19 protein-coding genes are annotated in these 19,022 nt (G+C 68.4%); 11 read left to right on the forward strand and 8 right to left on the reverse strand.

All coding sequences use genetic code 11. The features are described 5' to 3' along the window. The first annotated feature begins 179 nt into the window (after positions 1-179). From ACXPWS_RS29950 to ACXPWS_RS29995, 10 genes are all read left to right on the forward strand, one after another. Positions 180-1,460 carry a class-III pyridoxal-phosphate-dependent aminotransferase gene (locus ACXPWS_RS29950; protein WP_458710125.1) on the forward strand — a complete coding sequence of 427 codons (1,281 nt, stop codon included), beginning with the start codon at positions 180-182 and terminating at the stop codon, positions 1,458-1,460. Continuing rightward, the gene (locus tag ACXPWS_RS29955) at positions 1,457-3,004 is read left to right on the forward strand and encodes an aldehyde dehydrogenase family protein (protein ID WP_458710126.1); all 1,548 of its coding nucleotides are present in this window, start codon (positions 1,457-1,459) and stop codon (positions 3,002-3,004) included. The genes ACXPWS_RS29950 and ACXPWS_RS29955 overlap by 4 nt, the downstream gene beginning before the upstream one ends. Positions 3,005-3,008: 4 nt before the next feature. Continuing rightward, positions 3,009-3,608, forward strand: coding sequence for a BMC domain-containing protein (locus tag ACXPWS_RS29960; protein ID WP_458710127.1), 600 nt, complete (start codon positions 3,009-3,011; stop codon positions 3,606-3,608). Further along, positions 3,605-4,066 (forward strand): hypothetical protein, encoded by a 462-nt coding sequence (locus tag ACXPWS_RS29965; protein WP_458710128.1) that lies wholly within the window; start codon positions 3,605-3,607, stop codon positions 4,064-4,066. The genes ACXPWS_RS29960 and ACXPWS_RS29965 overlap by 4 nt, the downstream gene beginning before the upstream one ends. Next, entirely contained in the window at positions 4,063-4,311 is a 249-nt protein-coding gene (locus ACXPWS_RS29970; RefSeq protein ID WP_458710129.1) for a EutN/CcmL family microcompartment protein, read from the forward strand. Before ACXPWS_RS29965 ends, ACXPWS_RS29970 begins: the two co-directional genes overlap by 4 nt. Positions 4,312-4,324: 13 nt before the next feature. Beyond that, entirely contained in the window at positions 4,325-4,606 is a 282-nt protein-coding gene (locus ACXPWS_RS29975; protein WP_458710130.1) for a BMC domain-containing protein, read from the forward strand. Positions 4,607-4,608: 2 nt separating this feature from the next. Then, positions 4,609-5,274, forward strand: coding sequence for a microcompartment protein (locus ACXPWS_RS29980; RefSeq protein WP_458710131.1), 666 nt, complete (start codon positions 4,609-4,611; stop codon positions 5,272-5,274). Beyond that, positions 5,274-6,266: a phosphotransferase enzyme family protein gene (locus ACXPWS_RS29985; protein WP_458710132.1), complete on the forward strand. Its 993-nt coding sequence runs from the start codon at positions 5,274-5,276 to the stop codon at positions 6,264-6,266. The genes ACXPWS_RS29980 and ACXPWS_RS29985 overlap by 1 nt, the downstream gene beginning before the upstream one ends. A 50-nt stretch (positions 6,267-6,316) precedes the next feature. Next, on the forward strand, positions 6,317-7,096 hold the full coding sequence (gene fabG / locus ACXPWS_RS29990; RefSeq protein WP_458710133.1) for a 3-oxoacyl-ACP reductase FabG: 780 nt from the start codon (positions 6,317-6,319) through the stop codon (positions 7,094-7,096). A 70-nt stretch (positions 7,097-7,166) separates the two neighbouring features. Continuing rightward, positions 7,167-7,931, forward strand: coding sequence for a GntR family transcriptional regulator (locus tag ACXPWS_RS29995; RefSeq protein ID WP_458710134.1), 765 nt, complete (start codon positions 7,167-7,169; stop codon positions 7,929-7,931). A 3-nt stretch (positions 7,932-7,934) separates the two neighbouring features. On the opposite strand, the gene ACXPWS_RS30000 is transcribed toward ACXPWS_RS29995, so the two are convergent. The 7 genes from ACXPWS_RS30000 to fadD4 all read right to left on the reverse strand — a co-directional run bounded on the left by ACXPWS_RS30000 (position 7,935) and on the right by fadD4 (position 15,397). Next, the gene (locus ACXPWS_RS30000) at positions 7,935-9,236 is read right to left on the reverse strand and encodes an amidohydrolase family protein (protein WP_458710135.1); all 1,302 of its coding nucleotides are present in this window, start codon (positions 9,234-9,236) and stop codon (positions 7,935-7,937) included. Then, positions 9,230-10,333, reverse strand: a complete 1,104-nt coding sequence (locus ACXPWS_RS30005) for a CoA transferase (protein WP_458710136.1) — start codon at positions 10,331-10,333, stop codon at positions 9,230-9,232. Before ACXPWS_RS30005 ends, ACXPWS_RS30000 begins: the two co-directional genes overlap by 7 nt. A gap of 40 nt (positions 10,334-10,373) precedes the next feature. Then, the gene (locus ACXPWS_RS30010; RefSeq protein ID WP_458713749.1) at positions 10,374-11,270 is read right to left on the reverse strand and encodes a hotdog family protein; all 897 of its coding nucleotides are present in this window, start codon (positions 11,268-11,270) and stop codon (positions 10,374-10,376) included. Positions 11,271-11,381: 111 nt separating this feature from the next. Beyond that, positions 11,382-11,753 (reverse strand): ArsR/SmtB family transcription factor, encoded by a 372-nt coding sequence (locus ACXPWS_RS30015; protein WP_458710137.1) that lies wholly within the window; start codon positions 11,751-11,753, stop codon positions 11,382-11,384. Beyond that, positions 11,698-12,948 carry an MFS transporter gene (locus ACXPWS_RS30020; RefSeq protein ID WP_458710138.1) on the reverse strand — a complete coding sequence of 417 codons (1,251 nt, stop codon included), beginning with the start codon at positions 12,946-12,948 and terminating at the stop codon, positions 11,698-11,700. Before ACXPWS_RS30020 ends, ACXPWS_RS30015 begins: the two co-directional genes overlap by 56 nt. A gap of 47 nt (positions 12,949-12,995) precedes the next feature. Next, positions 12,996-13,871, reverse strand: a complete 876-nt coding sequence (locus tag ACXPWS_RS30025) for an enoyl-CoA hydratase/isomerase family protein (protein ID WP_458713750.1) — start codon at positions 13,869-13,871, stop codon at positions 12,996-12,998. 5 nt (positions 13,872-13,876) lie between these two features. Next, positions 13,877-15,397 (reverse strand): fatty-acid--CoA ligase FadD4, encoded by a 1,521-nt coding sequence (fadD4, locus tag ACXPWS_RS30030; RefSeq protein WP_458710139.1) that lies wholly within the window; start codon positions 15,395-15,397, stop codon positions 13,877-13,879. A 205-nt stretch (positions 15,398-15,602) separates the two neighbouring features. On the opposite strand from fadD4, the gene ACXPWS_RS30035 reads away from it, so the two are divergent. Next, a complete protein-coding gene (locus tag ACXPWS_RS30035; RefSeq protein WP_458710140.1) occupies positions 15,603-16,961 on the forward strand; it encodes a DUF2867 domain-containing protein in 1,359 nt (452 codons plus the stop codon). 66 nt (positions 16,962-17,027) lie between these two features. Here the strand turns inward: ACXPWS_RS30035 and ACXPWS_RS30040 are convergent, their stop codons facing one another. After that, complete coding sequence (locus tag ACXPWS_RS30040; RefSeq protein WP_458710141.1) at positions 17,028-18,857, reverse strand: phosphoenolpyruvate carboxykinase (GTP); 1,830 nt, start codon at positions 18,855-18,857, stop codon at positions 17,028-17,030. Positions 18,858-19,022 lie beyond the last annotated feature (165 nt).

The following is a 19,022-nucleotide window of genomic DNA, read 5'->3' on the forward strand; positions in this document are numbered from 1 at the left end:
GGGCGTACCTTCCACGATTCGGATCAAGGCTGGTGTGGCGCACGCCACACCTGGAACCCCTCGTATATTGGCACTACCAATTGATCTACGCAAGACTCAAATCGATCCATTGACTTATTTGGTCCTACCGTTTTACGGTGGACGCCGTCACAGCTTCCCAGTGACGGCGAAGGAGCCGCATGTACGACTACGGCACATTCTCGTTCGAGTCGAAGACCGAGGTGCTCGAGCGCGCGAAGACGTTCTGGAATCCGGACAAGACACAGTTCTGGACCGACGCCGGTGTCGACCTGGTGATCGACCGCCGCGAAGGGTACTTCCTCTGGGACATGGGCGGGCGACGGCTCATCGACATGCATCTCAACGGCGGGACCTACAACATCGGCCACCGCAATCCCGAAGTGATACAAGCGATCTCAGAGGGCATGGCGCACTTCGACGTCGGCAACCACCACTTCCCGTCGGTGGCCCGCACGGCGCTGGCGCAGCGCCTGGTGGAGACCGCACCCGCGTCGATCAAGAAGGTGGCCTTCGGGTCCGGCGGCGGTGAAGCGATCGACATCGCGCTCAAGAGCGCCCGGCACGCCACCCAGCGCCGCAAGATCGTCTCGATCGTCAAGGCTTACCACGGCCACACCGGACTCGCGGTGGCCACCGGTGACGACCGTTTCGCCAAACTGTTCCTGTCCGACAACCCCGACGAATTCCTGCAGGTGCCGTTCAACGACATCGACGCGATGGAACGGGTGCTGTCCCCCGGCGACGTGGCCGCGGTGATCATGGAGACCATCCCGGCGACCTACGGATTCCCGCTTCCGGCACCGGGTTACCTGGAGGCGGTCAAGGCCGCAGCCGAAAAACACGGCACGCTGTACATCGCCGACGAGGTGCAGACGGGTCTGATGCGCACCGGTGAACTGTGGGGCATCACCAAGCACGGTATCGAGCCCGACATCCTGGTGACCGGAAAAGGGTTGTCGGGTGGCATGTATCCGATCACCGCGGCACTGCTGAGCGACCGGGCGGCGCAGTGGCTGGATCAGGATGGCTTCGGTCACATCTCCACCTTCGGTGGCGCCGAACTCGGTTGCGTGGCCGCGATGAAGACCCTGGAGATCTGCACCCGGCCCGAGGTGCGCTCGATGGTGCACTACATTTCCGACCTCTTCGGTCACGGCCTGCGCCGGATCCAGGCCGGCCATCCGGACTGGTTCACCGGCATCCGGCAGAACGGCGTGGTGATCGGACTGGAGTTCGATCATCCCGAAGGAGCCAAGTTGGTGATGCGCGAGCTCTATGAGATCGGGGTGTGGGCGATCTTCTCGACACTGGATCCTCGTGTGCTGCAGTTCAAGCCGGGGCTGCTGCTGTCCCGTGAGCTGTGCGAGGACGTGCTGGACCGCCTCGAGGTGGCGGTGGGTAGGGCCAAGCGCGCGGTGACCGGAGGGAAGAACCGATGACCAGTACCGCACAGGCCGGCCACATGCTGGAACGCGCCCGCTGGGCCGCCGCGGCCTACGCCGGCTACGACGCGGCGACGGTGTCTGCCATCGTCCACGCGGTGGCCGAAGCCGGCCACGCCGAAGCCGAACGGTTCGCCGCAGAGGCGGTCGCCGAGACCGGTATGGGGGTGGTGGCCGACAAGGTGATCAAGAACCGGGCGTGCTCCCGCGGCATTCTCGACCATTATCGCGGTGACGACTACGTGTCACCGCGCGTCGACACCGCCGCCAAGATCGTCGAGCTGCCCCGGCCCGCGGGGGTGGTGCTGGCACTGACACCGACCACCAATCCCGTTGCCACGGTGTACTTCAAGGTCATCCTGGCGCTGATGACGCGCAACGCCGTCGTGATCGCCCCGCATCCGAGGGCCAAGCGCTGCTCGGCCGACGCGGCCCGGGTGCTCGCGCAGGCCGCGATCGCCGCGGGCGCACCCGACGGCGTCGTGCAGGTGGTCGACGAGCCGTCCATCCCACTCGTGCAGGCGTTGATGGCCGATGAACGCACCGATGTCATCGTCGCCACGGGCGGAACCAGCGTGGTCCGCGCGGCGTACTCCTCGGGCAACCCGGCCCTCGGTGTCGGGCCCGGCAATGTGCCGGTGTTCGTCGAGGCCAGCGCCGACATCACCGCGGCGGCCCAGCGCATCGTCGACAGCAAGGCCTTCGACAACTCGGTGTTGTGCACCAATGAATCCGTGCTGATCGCCCAGGACGCCATCGCCGACAAGCTGCGCTCGGCGCTCACCCGGGCCGGAGCCCACCTCCTCGACGAAGACGGTGCACGGCGGCTGCGCGCCTACATGTTCGCCGACGGCCGGCTCAACACCGATGTCGTCGGCCGCGACGCCGCCTGGATCGCCGGGCAGGCCGGGCTGCGCGTCACCCCGAAGACCCGGGTGCTGATCGCCCCGTTCGGCGACGTGGTCGCCGAAGAGATGCTGGCCCACGAGAAGCTGTCCCCGGTCCTGGGGATCACCACCGCCCCCGACGCGGCGCGGGGCATCCGAGCCGCCCGGGCCGTGGTCCGCATCGGCGGGGCCGGTCACTCCGCGGCGATCCACAGCGAGAACGCCTCGGTGATCACCGATTTCGCCGCCCAGGTACCGGTGCTACGGGTGTCGGTCAACGTCGGCAACAGCACCGGCAGCTCCGGACTGGAGACCAACCTGGCGCCGTCGATGACCATCGGCACCGGCTTCGTGGGCCGCAGTTCGATCGGAGAGAACCTGGCGCCGAAGAACCTGGTCAACTGGACCCGCATCGCCTACAACGCCCAACCGGGCGTTGCCATGGGTGATTTCACGGGCATCAGCCCGTGGCAGGCGCCGGCGGGCGTGATCCCAGCCTACCCCCGGGCGTCCAACGACCGCGACGGCACGCCACCGCCCGCCCGGCGCCCGTACCCGGCACCCACCCGTTCGACCGACCCCAATCTGGACGTCCTGCGAGCCGAGTTGCGCGCGCTGGTCGTCGAAGAACTCGCACAACTGATCAAGAGGTAGCTCCGTGGCCGAACTGCGTTCCTTCATCTTCATCGACCGACTGCAACCGCAGACGATGTCCTACCTGGGTACCTGGATCAAAGGTGCACTGCCGCGCGCCGGTCAGGCCGCCCAGATCATCGAGGTGGCCCCCGGCCTGGACATCGAGGGCGTCACCGATGTGGCGCTCAAGCACGCCGAGGTCAAAGCCGGAATCCTGGTGGTGGAACGGCAATTCGGCTATCTGGAGTTCCACGGCGACACCGGTGCGGTGCAGGCCGCCGCCGAAGCCGCGCTGGACTCGCTCGGCGGGGACGGCAGCGCCGCGGTGCGGCCCACCATTCTGGCGTCCCGGATCATCTCCAGCATCGACCACCAGCACGCGTTCCTGATCAACCGCAACAAGATCGGTTCGATGGTGCTGACCGGCGAATCGCTGTTCGTGCTCGAAGTGCAACCCGCGTCGTATGCGATCCTGGCCACCAACGAGGCCGAGAAGGCGGCCGACATCAAGGTCGTCGACTTCCGGATGATCGGCGCGACCGGCCGGGTGTACCTGTCCGGCGCCGAGGCCGACGTACGCCAAGCCGCCGACGCGGCACGCGATGCCTTGGCGCGGGCATGAGCATCGACCGCGACGAGTTGCGCGCACTGGTGCGGGAGGTGGTACGCGAAGCCGTGAACGGCCTCGCCGCCCCCGCCGCACCGGCCGGGGTCGCCGAACACCTCGGCGTGCAGCCCACCGGCCCCCGTGCAGCGCAAGGCCGCATCCACTCCGAGACGGTGCGCCTGAGCACCGACGCCGACCTGGACAGTTTTGTCCGGAAACTGTTGCGGCTCTTCGAGAATCCGAAGAATCGGGCGGACCTGAAGACCGGCAGATTGCGGTTCCGGCTCGCCGCGGCAACGCCGGCCGCACCGGGACCGGGTGTGCACCGGGTCGACAGCGGGGCGGTCACCGAACGCCACATCGCCGACCTGAACGGCGGGACCATCGTCCTGGGCCGGCGCGCGGTACTGACCCCGCTGGCCCGGGAGAAGGCCCGGGCACTGGGAATCACGATCACGAAGGAGCCTAAATGATCACCGCGACCGTGACCGGCAACGTCTGGTCCACCCGCCGCGTCGACGGCATCCCGGCCGGCGCCTTCCTGGAGGTCGAGGTCGACGGCGGCGCCCGTTTGGTCGCCTTCGACGTACTGGGCACCGGCGTGGGCGAACGGGTCCTGATCGCCCAGGGATCGGTGGCCTCGAGCTGGTTCACCGGCACCCCACCGCCCGTCGATGCCCTCATCATCGGCTCCATCGATTCCAACCCCACCAAATAAGGAGAGAGAAATCATGTCCAGCAATGCAATCGGACTCATCGAAACCAAGGGCTACGTGGCTGCACTCGCCGCGGCCGACGCGATGGTCAAAGCTGCCAACGTCACCATCACCGACCGCCAACAGGTCGGCGACGGTCTGGTCGCCGTCATCGTCACCGGCGAGGTGGGCGCGGTGAAGGCCGCCACCGAGGCCGGCGCGGAGACCGCCGCGCAGGTCGGCGAGCTGGTCAGCTTGCATGTCATCCCGCGTCCGCACAACGAGCTCGGGGCGCATTTCTCGGTGGCCGGCAAGTAACCATGCCCACCCGAGCAGAGCAGAGCACGCGGATCCGCACCCAGATCCGGGTATATCTGCCGGTGCAGGATCTGCAGCCGCAGTTCGCCGCCTACCTCGGCACCCCGACCAGGGCCCGCGGGTACCCGCCCTACGCGGGGGACCACGCGCTCATCGTCGAGGTGTCCCCCGCCCTGGCCATCGAGCGGGTGATCGATCTGGCTCTGCGTGAGGTGCCCGGCATCCAACCCGGAATCCTGTACGTGGAACGACAATTCGGTGTGCTGGAGATCCACTCGGCCGACCTCGACGAGGTGCGCCGGGCCGGGCAGGCGATTCTGGCCGGTACCGCCAACAAGGCCTCCGACCAGCTCCGTCCACGGGTGCTCTACCACGACATCATCACCGACATCACCGACCAGCACGCGGTGATCCTGAACCGCAACCGGCAGGCATCGATGATCCTGCCCGGGCAGTCGCTGCTGGTCTATGAGATGACCCCGGCGCTGTTCGCGGCGGTGGCGGCCAACGAGGCCGAACGGGTCGCGCCCGGGCTTACCGTGGTGGATGTGCAGATGATCGGGGCGGCCGGCCGGCTCTACATCGGCGGCACGACCGCCGATGTGACGGTGGCCCGCGATCACATCACCGCCGTGCTGGCCGGGATCGAAGGACAGGAGCACGGCTGATGGGTGTGATCGCCGATGACCGCACGGTGGCAGAACTCGCGCTGGCGCACTACGACATCGCCGAGCAAGCTTCGTTGCGGCTGCTGAACCTGTCGGAGAACGCCACCTATCTGGTCACCGACCGCGCAGGCGATTCCATCCTTCGGGTGCACCGGCAGGACTATCACCGGCCGCACGAGATCGAGTCGGAGCTGGACTGGCTGGCCGCACTGCGCACCGACAGCGATGTCACGGTGCCCACCGTGCTGCCGGCCCGGGACGGTCGCCGCCTGGTCACCGTCGAGGTCGACGGAATCCCGCGCCATGTCGTGCGTTTCGGGATGGTCGGCGGGGTGGAGCCCGACGAGAGCGCTCTGACCCGGCAAGACTTCCACACCCTGGGCCGGATCACCGCTGCGCTGCACGACCGTGCCAGCAGCTGGCAGCGCCCCGCGAGCTTCGGCCGATTCGCCTGGGATTGGGAGCACAGCCTGGGCGCGTCACCGCGCTGGGGCCGCTGGGAAGACGCCGAAGGGGTCGGCCCGGCCGAACGGTCCGTGCTCGACAAGGCCCAAGCCCTGCTGCGGCAACGGCTGACCGACTACGGCACCGGGCCGCAGGTGTACGGGTTGATCCACGCCGATCTGCGGCTCGCCAATCTCCTGGTGGACACCTCGGCCGGGCACCAGATCACCGTCATCGATTTCGACGACTGCGGATACGGTTGGTATCTCTACGATTTCGGCACCGCCGTGTCCTTCATCGAGGATGATCCGGCATTGCCGGACTGGCAGGACGCGTGGGTGAGTGGGTACCGCTCCCGCCGCGACCTGGCGGCCGCCGACGAGGACATGCTCGCCTCGTTCGTGCTGCTGCGCCGGCTGTTGCTGCTGGCGTGGATGGGCAGCCACAGCCATTCCCGCGAATCGGCCAGCAAGGCGATCAGTTACGCCGCGGGCAGCTGCGCGCTGGCCGAGCGGTATCTGAGCTCACATGGCCACGCGGTGACCTGAACGCACACCGGGAACCGACAGCCTGAATCGAAGACGAAGGGCACATCACCATGTTCACCTCACTACAGGGCCGCACCGCCATCGTCACCGGCGGCAGCAAGGGCATCGGCCGCGGAATCGCCGAAACGCTCGCCAACGCCGGGATCAACGTCCTGATCACCGGCCGCAATCAGGACGATCTGGACCGCGCCGTCGCCGCGCTGGCCGGGGCGCCGGGCCGGGTCAGCGCGATCAGCGCCGACGTCTGTGCTCCCGAGGACTCCCGCCGGGTGGTCACCGAGGCCGTGCAGCGGTACGGCGGGGTGGACATCGTCTGCGCCAACGCCGGGATCTTCCCGTCCGGCCGGCTGGAGGACCTCACCCCCGAGGACATCGATGCGGTACTGGCGGTGAACTTCAAGGGCACCGTGTACATCGTGCAGGCGGCCCTGGCCGCGCTGACCGCCAGCGGACACGGGCGGGTGGTGATCACCTCCTCGATCACCGGACCCATCACCGGCTACCCGGGCTGGTCGCATTACGGCGCCAGCAAGGCCGCCCAGCTGGGCTTCCTGCGCACGGCTGCAATGGAGCTCGCCCCCAAGAAGATCACCGTCAACGCGGTGCTGCCCGGCAACATCGTCACCGACGGTCTCGGCGAAATGGGCCAGGAATACCTCGACCAAATGGCGTCTGCGGTGCCCGCGGGCCGGCTCGGCTCGGCGGCCGACATCGGCAACGCGGCACTGTTCTTCGCGACCGACGAGGCGGCCTACATCACCGGGCAGTCGCTGGTGGTGGACGGCGGCCAGATTCTGCCCGAATCCCACCTCGCGATCGCCGAACTCTGAGATACCTCCGGCTAGAATTGGGTATACCAATAAGGTCTACGGGGATCTGATTGTTGACCGAGGGGGCGCAGTGGCAACTCACAGCGAAGAGTTGCGGCGCCGCATCGTCGCCGACGTCAACGCCGGCACACCCGGCTCCAAACTCGGCAGCGAACGCGACCTCGCCGAGCTGTACGGCACCAGCCGGTCCAGCCTGCGCCAGGTGCTCGCCGCCCTGGAGGAGGCGGGCCTGGTGCACCGGGTGATCGGCCGGGCCGGCGGCATCTTCATCAGCCACGGCCAGGTCGAGCGCAATCTCGCCGATGTGGTCGGGGTCCCCGCCTTCCTCGCCCACCAGGGTTATGTCGCGGGCACCAGGGTGTTGTCGACGAAGATCGGCGTGCCCGATCACGCGACACAGCACGCCCTCAAGCTGGGACCGACCGATTACGTCATCGAGATACAGCGGGTGCGACTGGCCGACGGTTCTCCGATCTCGCTGGAGCACGCCCAGTTTCCGGCCGACACCGTCCCCGGACTGCTCGAGCAGCCGCTGCGCGGCTCACTCTACGAAATCCTGGAGTCGCAGTACGGCCTGACGGCCGGGCGCGCCGTGGAACGCATCGAAGCGGTCAGCGCGACCGGCGACGAGGCCACCCTGCTCGGCATCAAACCCAAGGCTGCGCTGCTGCTCATCACCCGCGTGACGCACGACCAGAACGGCACCCCGTATGAGTACTCCCGCGACCTGTTCCGCGGCGACCGCACCGCGCTGGCGGTGACCGCCCAGGGCCGCGGGCTGGCCGGCGCCGACGGCGAACCCGCCTCCATCACGCTGCAGCGCCAGACCGGCTGAGAATCACCTCCCGTAGACCACCTGTCCGTCGATGATGGTGGCCGCCACCAGCTTTGCATCCAGATCACGCAGCACATCCTCGGGCGGAGCGGTCAGCACGCACAGATCCCCGGGCTGACCGGGAGCCACCGTGCGCGGCCGGGTAGGTTCGTCCGCTCCGCCGAGGAACAGCGCCAGCGCGGTGCGTGCACTCACCCGCTCCCGCGCGCCGAGCACGGCACCGGAGGCGGTACTGCGGTGCACCGCGGCACGCAGCACCGCCCACGGATCACCATCGCCGAACGGCATATCGGTGGAAAGTGCCACCGGCACACCGGCTTCCAGCAGCGACGCCAGGCGCCACAGCTGGTGGTGCTCGGCGGCCGGGATGTCGGCGAGGTATTGATCGCCGCGCTCGGCGACGAAGTTGGGTTGGGTCACCACGGTGACGCCGAGGGCGGCGAGCACCTCGAGTTGATCGTCGGGTACCACGGCCGCGTGCTCGATCCGATCGCCCGGGTGGACACCGGCGTCGGCCAGTGCGGCCAGGCTGACGATCAGCTGGGCGGCCGTCACACAGTGCAGCGCCACCGGCGCGTCCTGGTCGTGCCGACGCCCGATCCAGCCGGTCAGCTCGCCCAGGTCGAGGTCCTCGTCGTGCAGTATGCGCTTACCGGGCGCCAGATGGTAGATGCGCTGGCGCAGCCCGCCGCGGCGGTGCACCTCGGCCAGCAACACCATGTCGGTGACGTCGAGATCCGGTGTGGCATCGGTGATCCCCGTGACGCCGTACCGACTGAGCCGGCGACTGAGATCGTCGACGGAGGTCTCGCGCCGTTTCAGCGAGTCCGACCAGGACCGGTCGGCACTGCGTAGTCGGCCGTCGGGATGGTGGTCCAGCCCGACGGCGGCCAGACCGGCGGAGTTCAGCGTCCACAGAATTCCGCTCCGGTGCTGGATGCGGACGGGCACCGGCGGCGACAAGGTGTCCAGGACGTGCCGGTCCAGCGAGCCGGCCACCGCTTCGTGATAGCCGACCGCCCGGATCCAGCCGTCCTCCCCCACCTCGGTCGCCGTCAGCACCCGGGCCAGATCGTCGCGGTCGTGCACCTCGCCGACCCCCACCCGCACCGAATCCGCAGCGGCGGCAGCCGAATGCACGTGCACGTGGTGGTCGTGCAGACCGGGGATCACCAGTCCCAGCCCGGCGTCGAGCACTCGTTCTCCTTCGGCGGGTTCCAGCACCGGTGCCACTTCATCGATCCGGGAATCGACCCGGATGTCGACGACACTGCCGTCCAGCAGGGTTGCACGCCGAATCAGCATGACACGGACCGCCTTTCCTCCACCATCGCCTGTACCCGGACATTGTCGGCGCCCAGTTCCGCGGCGCGGAGATCGGGTTGTGGTGCTGCAGCGCAACGACTCTCACCCCCGAGTCCGGCGTAGGCCGCCGCCGTCGCCGCCATCGACACGTCGATGAGTTCACCCCCGCCCCGGCTCAGTGAGTCGGTCACCGCGTCCGCGGCCTGCAAACCCGTCAGCGGATCGGCGATCGCGTCACCGATGAAAACGGGCCCCCCGCCGTCATATCCGACCAGCGCGCCGGAAACCGCCGCGTCGTCACCGAAGGCCACCCAGTCCGCAGCCGCCCCGTCACTGCCGTGCCCGGTGATCCGCAGCCACACCCGGCCGTCCCTCGCCGCGACGGTGTCCGGTCCGATACCCCGCCGGCGCAGTACGGCCGGCCGGGACGCCTCGATCACCACATCGGCCACCGACAGCAGCCCGAGCAACGCTTCGGTGTCATCGAAATCCACTGCATAGGAAAGCTTCCCGCCGTTCATCCAGTCGTAGAATGTGGCCGGCCCGGCCCGGGTGCCGTCCGGGCGACGCGGGCTCTCCACCTTGACCACGGTGGCACCGGCGCGCGCCAGGAGCTGCCCGCACAGCGGGCCGGCCCACATCGCCGACAGGTCGGCCACCAGCAGATCGGCGTAGGGCCGCATCCCAAGCTCCCCCACCCGGTGCATCCGGGGCGCCGCGGCGGTGGTCTCGCCGAGCAGCGCGGCCGGGAGACCGAGCAGCCGGGCCCGCGCCACGGCCTCGGCGACACCGTGCCGATCGATCCAGGCCTGCAGCGCCTGCCACGGTTCGGTGACCAGTTGGGCGCCGATCAGTGCGGGTACCGCGTCGACATCGTCCGCACGGGCCAGGGTGAGGCCGCACCAACCGTCGGCGCCGCCCAGCAACCGGGTGGCGGCACCGGCGGAGATTCGGCCGCCGGCCGCCCAGCCCCGCTGGGCCGCTCGGCCGGTGAGCACTTCGGTGGCGTCGACGCCGACGCCGGTGCGCATCGCGAACCGGTCCGCGAGCTGCTGAGCACGTGCGCAGATCTGCGCCGGCGCGCCCACAGGAGTCATCCCGCCATCTTGCCCCGCGGCCGCGCCCCGGCGCGCCGGATCACGCGTGCAGGACGGTGAAACGCCAGTCCAGCACCGCGCGATCCGGCTCGCCGACCGCGAACACCACCGACCGCAGCCGTAGCCGGGTGCCCGCGGCGCCGGGTTCGGCGGACTCGATGTGCAGCTCGCTGTACAGCGTGTCGTCCTCGTGCACCGGTCCGGTGTGGTCACACGATTCCCAGCCCAGCACGGTGATCAGGTCCGGCAGCAGGCGGCTGGTCTGTGCCAGGGCCAGGCCGATGGTGTGCCCGCCGTACACCAGCCGCCGGCCTCCGACGCGCCGATCATGGTGGGTGGCAGCGATGTTCAGCGACAGCCGGGCCAGCTCGGGAGCGCTGGAGACCACATCGGCGGTGCTGGTCAAGACGGTGCCCGCCAGCGCCGGGTCGAATGCGGTGCCGGGAAAGGCCCGCAGGTCCCAGCCCGATGTCGGATCCGGCGGGACCGGTTGTCCGGCGCCGATGGCGGCCATGTCGTCGGCGTGTCCGGTCTCGGTCGCCTCGCGGGACAACGGCAGCATGGCGCACCGGTAGAAGTCGAGTACGCACCGGCCGGTCTGGTCGACGGTCGTCATCCGCAGCGCGGCCAGGCCGGTCGGGGCTCGCCCGGGTTTGGCGGTGTTCTGCCGCAGGCCGACCACTTCGGTGTGGGTGGTCAGGGTGTCCCCGATCATCGGGAAGCGGTGGAAGGTCAAGCCGCGGTAGAACAGATTCGCTTTGACCCGCTGGGTGACCAGGGTGGACTGACCGATCGCGATATCGCACACCAGCGCGGGGTGGGCCAGCGGCCCGGTTTCCCCGGTGACCGCCAGGGCAAGGCCGTCGTCCAAGGCCAGCCGCAGCCGGTCGCCCAGGATGGCCTGGTGTGTTGCGGCCGCGCCACCGGACAGCGTCATCGAGGGCGCGGTGTCGAAGAGCTGGCCCACGTGCAGGTCGTCGAAATACGGGCCGCCCGGCAGGTGTGCAGTCACGACTCGCACTCTAGGGGTCGGCCGGGGTGACGAAGGTCAGTGGTGCGCGGGCTCCCCGGTGACCCGGTGGTCGGCGTGGTTGAGCCCTTCCTGCACGAGGCGGCTCAGATGCCCGTCCCGCAGCCGGTAGAACACCCGGCGACCGTCCTTGCGCGTCTCGACCAGCCTGGCGAACCGCAGTTTGGCCAGGTGCTGGCTGATCGAGGTGCGTGACGCGCCGGTCCCCTCCGCCAGCGCGCTGACATCGGCCTCGCCGGCGGCCAACAGCCACAACAGATGCAGTCTGGTGCGGTCGGCCAGCATCCGGAAGGTCTCGCTGGCGACATCGAGCCGTTCCCGGTCGGGCGCAACCTCATGAACGAGACTGGGCGACCTGCTGGGCGCTTTCGAGACTGGGTCCCTGCCCATCGGCCGTCCCGCCTTTCCGCACGATCCGCACGGCGGCGATCGCCGCGAATGTAGCGAGGATAGCGAGAATCGCGGCGGCGGCACCTTGATCGACGGTCGCGCCCACCCAGCCCGCCACCGGATAGGTGATCAGGAACCCCGCATGGGACAGCGAGAACTGTGCGGTGAAGACCGCGGTGCGATCGGCACCGGCGTTGCGCCGCAGCACCCGTCCTGCCGGGGTGTTGACCATCGACGTGGCCGCGCCGAGCGCGGTCCACAACACGGCCAGCACGGTCCAACCCGCCAGGCCGCTGATCAGCGCACCGGCGGTCAGCGTCAGACCGGCGGCGGCCAGCCCCGCGCCGGTGAGCATCACCGTGCGCTCGGGCAGCGCGCCCAGCAGCCGCGGGATCAGCAGGGCCAGTCCCATCGAGCCCGCCCCGTAGCAGGCCAGCAGCAGCGCCACATCCGCGTTACCGCCGCCGAGCAACTCCCGGGCGTACACCACGGAGTTCACCACCACCAGCCCGGTGGCCGCGGCCACCGCCATGTTCATCGCCAGCAAGCTCCGTAATTCGTTGGTGCGCCACATGATTCGTGTTCCGGCCAGGATGCGCCCGAGCAGCGGGGCGGCCGCGGTGACGGTCGGTTGCCGCGGGATCGCGGTGCCGAACACCAAGGTCAACGACACCAGGAAACCGGCGCCGGTACCCACGAAGAGCCCGTGATAGGCGACCACCGTCAGCAATGCCGCGGCCAGCAGCGGGCTGAGCAGCGACTCCAGGTCATAGGCCAACCGGGACAGCGCCAGCGCGCGGGTGTAATCGCGCTCGTCGGTCAACACATCGGCGATGACGGACTGGAATGCCGGGGTGAACGTCGCCGACGCCGCCTGCAGCACGAACACCAGCAGATAGACCTGCCACACCTGGTGCACCCACGGCAGCAGCAGTGCCACCAGCGCGCGCACCATGTCCGCGCCGACCAGCACCGCCTTTCGCGGCAGCCGGGCGGTCAGCCCCGACATCACCGGCGCCGCAACGACATACGCGATCATCTTGATGGCCAGCGCCGTACCCAGCACGGTACCGGCGGCCCCACCGGCCAGGTCGAAGGCGAGCAGTCCGAGCGCCACGGTCAGCAATCCGGTCCCGGCGAGAGCGGTCACCTGGGCGGCGTAGAGCCGCACAAAGACGCCATGCCGCAGGACCATGCCCCCAGTATGGCGCATAGGTGCGCAACTGCGCACCTATACGTCGTTTAGTCGACCTCGTCGACCAGCCCCCACGCCCGCGCGGTACCGGCATCGATGACACGGCCGGACAACACCAGGTAGGCGGTGCGCCACCGGCCGATCCGCCGGGTGATGCTGACGGTGCCGCCCGCACCGGGGATCAGCCCCAAAGCGAGTTCGGGCAGTCCAAGTACGGCATCGCGGTGGCAGCGCACCCACCCGCAGTAGGCGGCCATCTCAAGTCCGCTGCCCAGTACCTGACCGTGCACGACGGCACGACATCGCGTCCCCAGCCGTCCGGTGAGCTCGGCGAGCGCCAGGGCGGGACTGTGCCGGGTGCGGGCCAGATGCGCACCGGCCGGATCGGCGAACGTGCCGAACTCGGCGAGATCGCCACCGCTGCAGAAGGATCGGCCATTGCCCGAAAGCACCACCTCGGTGATCCCGTCGTCGAGCCGGGCCACCTCGAGCGCCTCCAGCAGCCCGGCGCGCGCATCGGTGGTGAACGCGTTGTGCCGTTGCGGACGGTTGAAGCGGACGAACAGGGTGTCACCGTCGCGGTCGACCTGCACCGGGTCGGGGATCTCGGGCGGGGTCGCCGGCCCGCGTTCGGCGAGCCAACGGGCGAACTCCGGCCCCGCCTGCAGCGTCGAATACGCCAGCGACTCGGTGATCACCCCACCGAAGACCGGGGCCGCGGGGTCCAGGGCACGCAGCACGTCGTCGCACACCGCGGCCGCGTGCGGCCAGCGCGCACAGCGTTCGGTCAGTTCGGCCACCGCCCGCTCGACCGAATCGACGGTGACCACCCGCGGGTCATCGGAGGCACGCTCGGTGAGGGTGAAGGCCAGATGATCCGCGGGCGCACCGGTACCGACGAGAATGCCTGCGGGCAGTACCAGTTCGGTCACGAGTATTTGTTTATCAGTTCCTGCTTGTAGAGCTTGCCGGTGTCGGTACGCGGCAGTTGCGCCTCGAACGAGATCGACCGCGGGCACTTGTAGTGCGCCAGCTTCTCCCGCAGCCATTCGAGGAGCTCGTGTCCGAACTCTTCGGTGGCATCCTCGGGGTCGACGGTCTGCACCACGCCCTTCACACTCTGGCCCATCTCGGTGTCGGGGATGCCGAACACCGCGGCATCCATCACCAACGGGTGCGTGACGAGCACGTTCTCGGCTTCCTGCGGGTAGATGTTCACCCCGCCCGAGATGATCATGTGGTGCCGCCGGTCGGTCAGGTAGAGGTAGCCGTCCTCATCGAGGTAGCCGATATCGCCGACGGTGAGCCAGCCGTGGGTGTCGCGCGAGGACGCCGTCTTGTCCGGATCGTTGAGGTATTCGAAGTCGTTGCCGCCCTCGAAGTAGATCTCGCCGGCCTGCCCGGCCGGCAGCTCGTTGCCGTCCTCGTCGAGGATGTGGATGACACCGAGCATCGGTTTGCCGACCGAGCCGGGATGGGTGAGCCAGTCCTCGGCGCTGATCAGCGTGGAGCCGATCGCTTCCGACGAGGCGTAGTACTCGTCGACGATCGGGCCCCACCAGTCGATCATCTGCTTCTTGATCTCCACCGGACACGGCGCGGCGGCATGCATGACGCGCTTGAGCGAGGAGACGTCGTAGGACTCCCGCACGGACGCGGGCAGCTTGAGCATCCGGGTGAACATCACCGGCACGAACTGGCCGTGCGTGACGTTGTGCTTGGCGATCGCCTCGAGCGCCCCCTGGGCGTCGAACTTCTCCATGACCACCACCGTCAGGCCGAAGGCCAGCGCGTTCAGCGACCACACCGACGGTGCGGTGTGATACAGCGGCGCCGGGCTGAGGTAGACGGCGTCCGGACCCATCCAGTATTCGACGAGCATCGCCATCATCCCCGGCACCTCCGACGGCGGCAGATGCGGCAGCGCGCGCTTGATGCCTTTCGGGCGGCCGGTGGTGCCCGAGGAGTACTGCAACAGGTCGCCCTCGATCTCGTCGTCGATCGGCGTCACGGGCTGATCGGCGACGACGTCGGGGTAGTGCGCCCAACCATCCAGGTCATCGGCGGTACTGAGCAGCACCGCGGGCAGGCCACCGGGCAGATGATCGGCCAGGCCGGCACACACCCCGCGCAGCGCTGCGGACCCGACGATGGCCTTGGCACCGCTGTTGTCGACGATGTAAGCCGCCTCGGCGGCGGTCAGTTGGGTGCTGATCGGCACGTAGTAGAGGCCGCACCGGCGTGCCGCCCACATGATCGTGTGCATGTGCTCGGTGTTCTCCATGAGGATCGCCACCGCGTCGCCCTCGACCAGACCGTGCCGGCGGAAGTAGTGCGCAAGCTGGTTGGCCCGCGCTTCCATCTCGCCGAATGTGACCACGGTGCCGGCCGGGTACAGGATGACGGCCGGCTTGTCAGGAGTCGCGAGGGCGGTTTCACGGATCTGCATGGGCTGACTCTACGACCCCGGGTTTGACACCTGTCAAGTGGTGGTCCCTGCCACATTCGCGTCGTCGCGCACAGTGGTCGCGCCGCGGCGACATCCGGCCGGCCGGTGACTCCGAATCACCAGGGCAACGGTTTGATCTGGGAGGTTCGGTGGAACTCAGGCACCACCACGGGCACGACACGGTCGGTGGCCGACAGGAGGGCTCGTGACGGACAACGGCTCGCTTCGGGTGCTCGTCACCGGGGCCACCGGATACATCGGCGGCCGGCTCGCGCCGCGCCTGGTCGATGCCGGCCACCGGGTGCGGGTGCTGGTCCGCGATCCGGCCAAGATCAGCACGGTGCCATGGGCGGCCGATGTCGAGGTGTTCCGGGGCGACCTGACCGACCGCGACACCCTGGATGCGCCGATGCGCGACGTCGACGTCGTCTACTACCTGGTGCACTCGATGGACAGCCACGGGGAATTCATCGACAAAGAGGCGCGCAGCGCACGCAATATCGCCGCCGCGGCGGCCCGCGCCGGGGTGGGGCGCATCGTGTATCTCGGTGGCCTGCACGCCGATTCCGAGCAGCTGTCCACCCACCTGCGGTCGCGCACCCAGGTCGGGGAGATCCTGCTGGACTCCGGTGTCCCCACGGTGGTGTTGCAGGCCGGGGTGGTGATCGGTTCCGGGTCGGCGTCCTTCGAGATGATCAGGCACCTGTCCGACCGGCTACCGGTGATGACGACGCCGCGCTGGGTCAACAACCACATCCAGCCGATCGCGGTCCGCGATGTGCTGCACTACCTGATCTGCGCCGCGACCGCCGACGTGCACAGCCGCACCTATGACATCGGCGGACCCGATGTGTTGCGCTACGGCGAGATGATGCAGATCTATGCCGAAGTCGCCGGCCTGCGCCGCCGCCGCATCCTGGTATTGCCGGTGCTCACACCCAAACTCGCGGGGCTGTGGATCGGTCTGGTGACACCGGTCCCGCTCGGCATCGGACGCGCGCTCATCGAATCGCTGAGCACCGATGCCGTGGCGGGCGAACATGACATCGATGCGGTCATCGCTGCGCCGCCCGGCGGCACGACCGGTTACCGGCACGCGGTGGAACTGGCGCTGCGCCAACCCGACCCGGCCGAGCCCGAGAACACCTGGGCCGGGGCGCCGTCGGACCTGCTGCCATCGGACCCCGGCTGGGCCGGGCGGGCGCTGTACACCGATATGCGCAGCGCCGAGTGCGCCGTGCCCGTCGACGAAGTCTGGAACACCGTCGAAAAGCGTATCGACAAGGCCGCACGCGCATTTCCCCTCGGACCGGGCGACGGTCGGTGGCGGGTGGAGAAGAAGGCCGCACCGCAGTTCCTGCGACTACGCGCGCAGACCCGCGCGCCGGGCGGAGTCTGGTTGGAGTGGCGCCTGGAGCCCGTCGGCGAGAATCGCACCCGGGTGCACCAGCGAGCGGTCTACACCCCGAAAGGCCTTGCCGGACAGCTCTATTGGTATGCGCTGCGGCCCCTGCACCGAGCCGGCCTGGCCGCCACGTTGCGTGACGTCACCGGTGCGGTCTGAGGCCGCCACCGATACGACACCGCCCCCGGCTCTGGAGCCGGGGGCGGTGTCGTCTACTGGGGTACGTCAGTCCGATTCGGCCAGTCGCGTCTTGAGCGCGTCGAACTCGTCCTTGATACCGGTCGGCAGCTTCTCGCCGACGAACTCGAACCACTCCTCGATCAGCGGCAGTTCGGCCCGCCACTCGTCGGCATTCACGGCCAGCGCCTCGTCGACGTCAGCCGGATCCACGTCGAGTCCGGACAGGTCGAGGTCGGCCGCGGTGGGGACGATGCCGATCGGGGTGCTCTTACCGTCGGCCTGGTGCTCGATGCGCTCGATGGCCCACTTCAGCACGCGGCTGTTCTCGCCGAATCCGGGCCACAGGAAGCGGCCGTCGGCGCCGCGGCGGAACCAGTTCACGAAGAACACCTTCGGCAGCTTGGACTCATCGGCGTTCTTGCCGATGTTGATCCAGTGCTGGAAGTAGTCGCCGACGTTGTAACCCAGGAAGGGCAGCATCGCCATCGGGTCGCGGCGCACGGTGCCGACCTTGCCCTCGGCGGCGGCGGTCTGCTCGGAACCCAGCGTGGCACCGATGAAGACGCCATGCTGCCAGTCGCGGGCCTCGGTGATCAACGGCACCGTGGTCTTGCGGCGGCCGCCGAACAGGATCGCCGAGATCGGCACACCCTGCGGGTCGTCCCATTCCGGCGCCAGCGTCGGGCACTGCGAGATCGGCGTGCAGTAACGCGAATTCGGGTGCGCGGCTTTGGTTTCCGTCTCGCGCAGGACCCAGTCCTGACCCTTCCAGTCGATCAGGTGATCGGGCTCGCCCTCCAGGCCCTCCCACCACACGTCGCCGTCATCGGTCTTGGCGACATTGGTGAAGACGGTGTTGCCGGCAGCGATGGTCTTCATGGCGTTGGGGTTGGAGTCCCAGTTGGTGCCCGGCGCAACGCCGAAGAAGCCGAACTCGGGGTTCACCGCGTAGAGCTGACCGTCCTTGCCGAACCGCATCCAGGCGATATCGTCGCCGACGGTCTCGGCACGCCAGCCCGGGATGGTGGGCTGCAGCATCGCCAGGTTGGTCTTACCGCAGGCCGACGGGAACGCCGCGGCCACGAAGTAGGACTTGTTCTCCGGTGAGATCAGCTTGACGATCAGCATGTGCTCGGCGAGCCAGCCCTCGTCGTGGGCCATCGCCGAGGCGATGCGCAGCGAATAGCACTTCTTGCCCAGCAGCGCATTGCCGCCGTACCCGGACCCGTAGCTCCAGATCTCGCGGGTCTCGGGGAAGTGGGTGATGTATTTGGTGTCGTTGCACGGCCACGGAACATCCTGCTGGCCGTCCTCCAGCGGGGCGCCGAGCGAGTGCAGCGCCTTGACGAAGAAGCCGTCGTCGCCGATCTTGTCCAGCGCCGCCCGGCCCATCCGCGTCATGGTGCGCATCGAGACGACGACGTACTCCGAGTCGGTGATCTCCACGCCCAGCTTGGGATCTTCGGCGTCCAGCGGACCCATGCAGAACGGCACCACCCACATGGTGCGACCACGCATCGAGCCCCGGTACAGATCGGTCATCAACGGCCGCATCTCGGCCGGATCCATCCAGTTGTTGGTGGGACCGGCGTCGACCTCACGCTCGGAACAGATGAAGGTGCGGGATTCGACGCGGGCGACATCGGACGGGTCCGACAGCGCCAGGTACGAGTTCGGCTGCTTCTCCTGGTTGAGCTTCTGGAAGGTACCGGCCTCGACCAGCTGCGCAGCCAGACGCTCGTACTCTTCCTCGGAGCCGTCGGCGAACACCACCCGGTCGGGCTGAGTCAGCTCCGCGACCTCCTGAACCCAGGCCAACAGCCCCTGATGTTTGGTCGGTGCAGTGTCCAGACCGGGAATGGTCGCTGAGGTCATCTAATATCTCCTGCGTAGGTTACGCGCCAGTAATATCGGCGATAACTGGTAGGTCACGATCGTCCCTATGGAGAGGTTAACTCGCGTGACATACGTGTGGTGAATCGGGACAATGTCCGATCACTCACAGGAACGATTCAGATGCTCCAGTAAGCGCACGTCTTC

Source organism: Mycobacterium sp. BMJ-28, assembly GCF_054404835.1.

What these genes read in the sequence shown, in the direction of transcription:
- ACXPWS_RS30015 (WP_458710137.1), bottom strand. Translation starts at nt 11,753, where the DNA reads ATGGGCAGGGACCCAGTCTCGAAAGCGCCCAGCAGGTCGCCCAGTCTC.
- ACXPWS_RS29980 (WP_458710131.1), top strand. Translation starts at nt 4,609, where the DNA reads ATGCCCACCCGAGCAGAGCAGAGCACGCGGATCCGCACCCAGATCCGG.
- ACXPWS_RS30005 (WP_458710136.1), bottom strand. Translation starts at nt 10,333, where the DNA reads ATGACTCCTGTGGGCGCGCCGGCGCAGATCTGCGCACGTGCTCAGCAG.
- ACXPWS_RS30000 (WP_458710135.1), bottom strand. Translation starts at nt 9,236, where the DNA reads ATGCTGATTCGGCGTGCAACCCTGCTGGACGGCAGTGTCGTCGACATC.
- ACXPWS_RS29975 (WP_458710130.1), top strand. Translation starts at nt 4,325, where the DNA reads ATGTCCAGCAATGCAATCGGACTCATCGAAACCAAGGGCTACGTGGCT.
- ACXPWS_RS29955 (WP_458710126.1), top strand. Translation starts at nt 1,457, where the DNA reads ATGACCAGTACCGCACAGGCCGGCCACATGCTGGAACGCGCCCGCTGG.
- fadD4 (WP_458710139.1), bottom strand. Translation starts at nt 15,397, where the DNA reads ATGCAGATCCGTGAAACCGCCCTCGCGACTCCTGACAAGCCGGCCGTC.
- ACXPWS_RS29965 (WP_458710128.1), top strand. Translation starts at nt 3,605, where the DNA reads ATGAGCATCGACCGCGACGAGTTGCGCGCACTGGTGCGGGAGGTGGTA.
- ACXPWS_RS30010 (WP_458713749.1), bottom strand. Translation starts at nt 11,270, where the DNA reads ATGACGCTGTCCGGTGGCGCGGCCGCAACACACCAGGCCATCCTGGGC.
- ACXPWS_RS30040 (WP_458710141.1), bottom strand. Translation starts at nt 18,857, where the DNA reads ATGACCTCAGCGACCATTCCCGGTCTGGACACTGCACCGACCAAACAT.
- ACXPWS_RS30020 (WP_458710138.1), bottom strand. Translation starts at nt 12,948, where the DNA reads ATGGTCCTGCGGCATGGCGTCTTTGTGCGGCTCTACGCCGCCCAGGTG.
- ACXPWS_RS29985 (WP_458710132.1), top strand. Translation starts at nt 5,274, where the DNA reads ATGGGTGTGATCGCCGATGACCGCACGGTGGCAGAACTCGCGCTGGCG.
- fabG (WP_458710133.1), top strand. Translation starts at nt 6,317, where the DNA reads ATGTTCACCTCACTACAGGGCCGCACCGCCATCGTCACCGGCGGCAGC.
- ACXPWS_RS29970 (WP_458710129.1), top strand. Translation starts at nt 4,063, where the DNA reads ATGATCACCGCGACCGTGACCGGCAACGTCTGGTCCACCCGCCGCGTC.
- ACXPWS_RS29950 (WP_458710125.1), top strand. Translation starts at nt 180, where the DNA reads ATGTACGACTACGGCACATTCTCGTTCGAGTCGAAGACCGAGGTGCTC.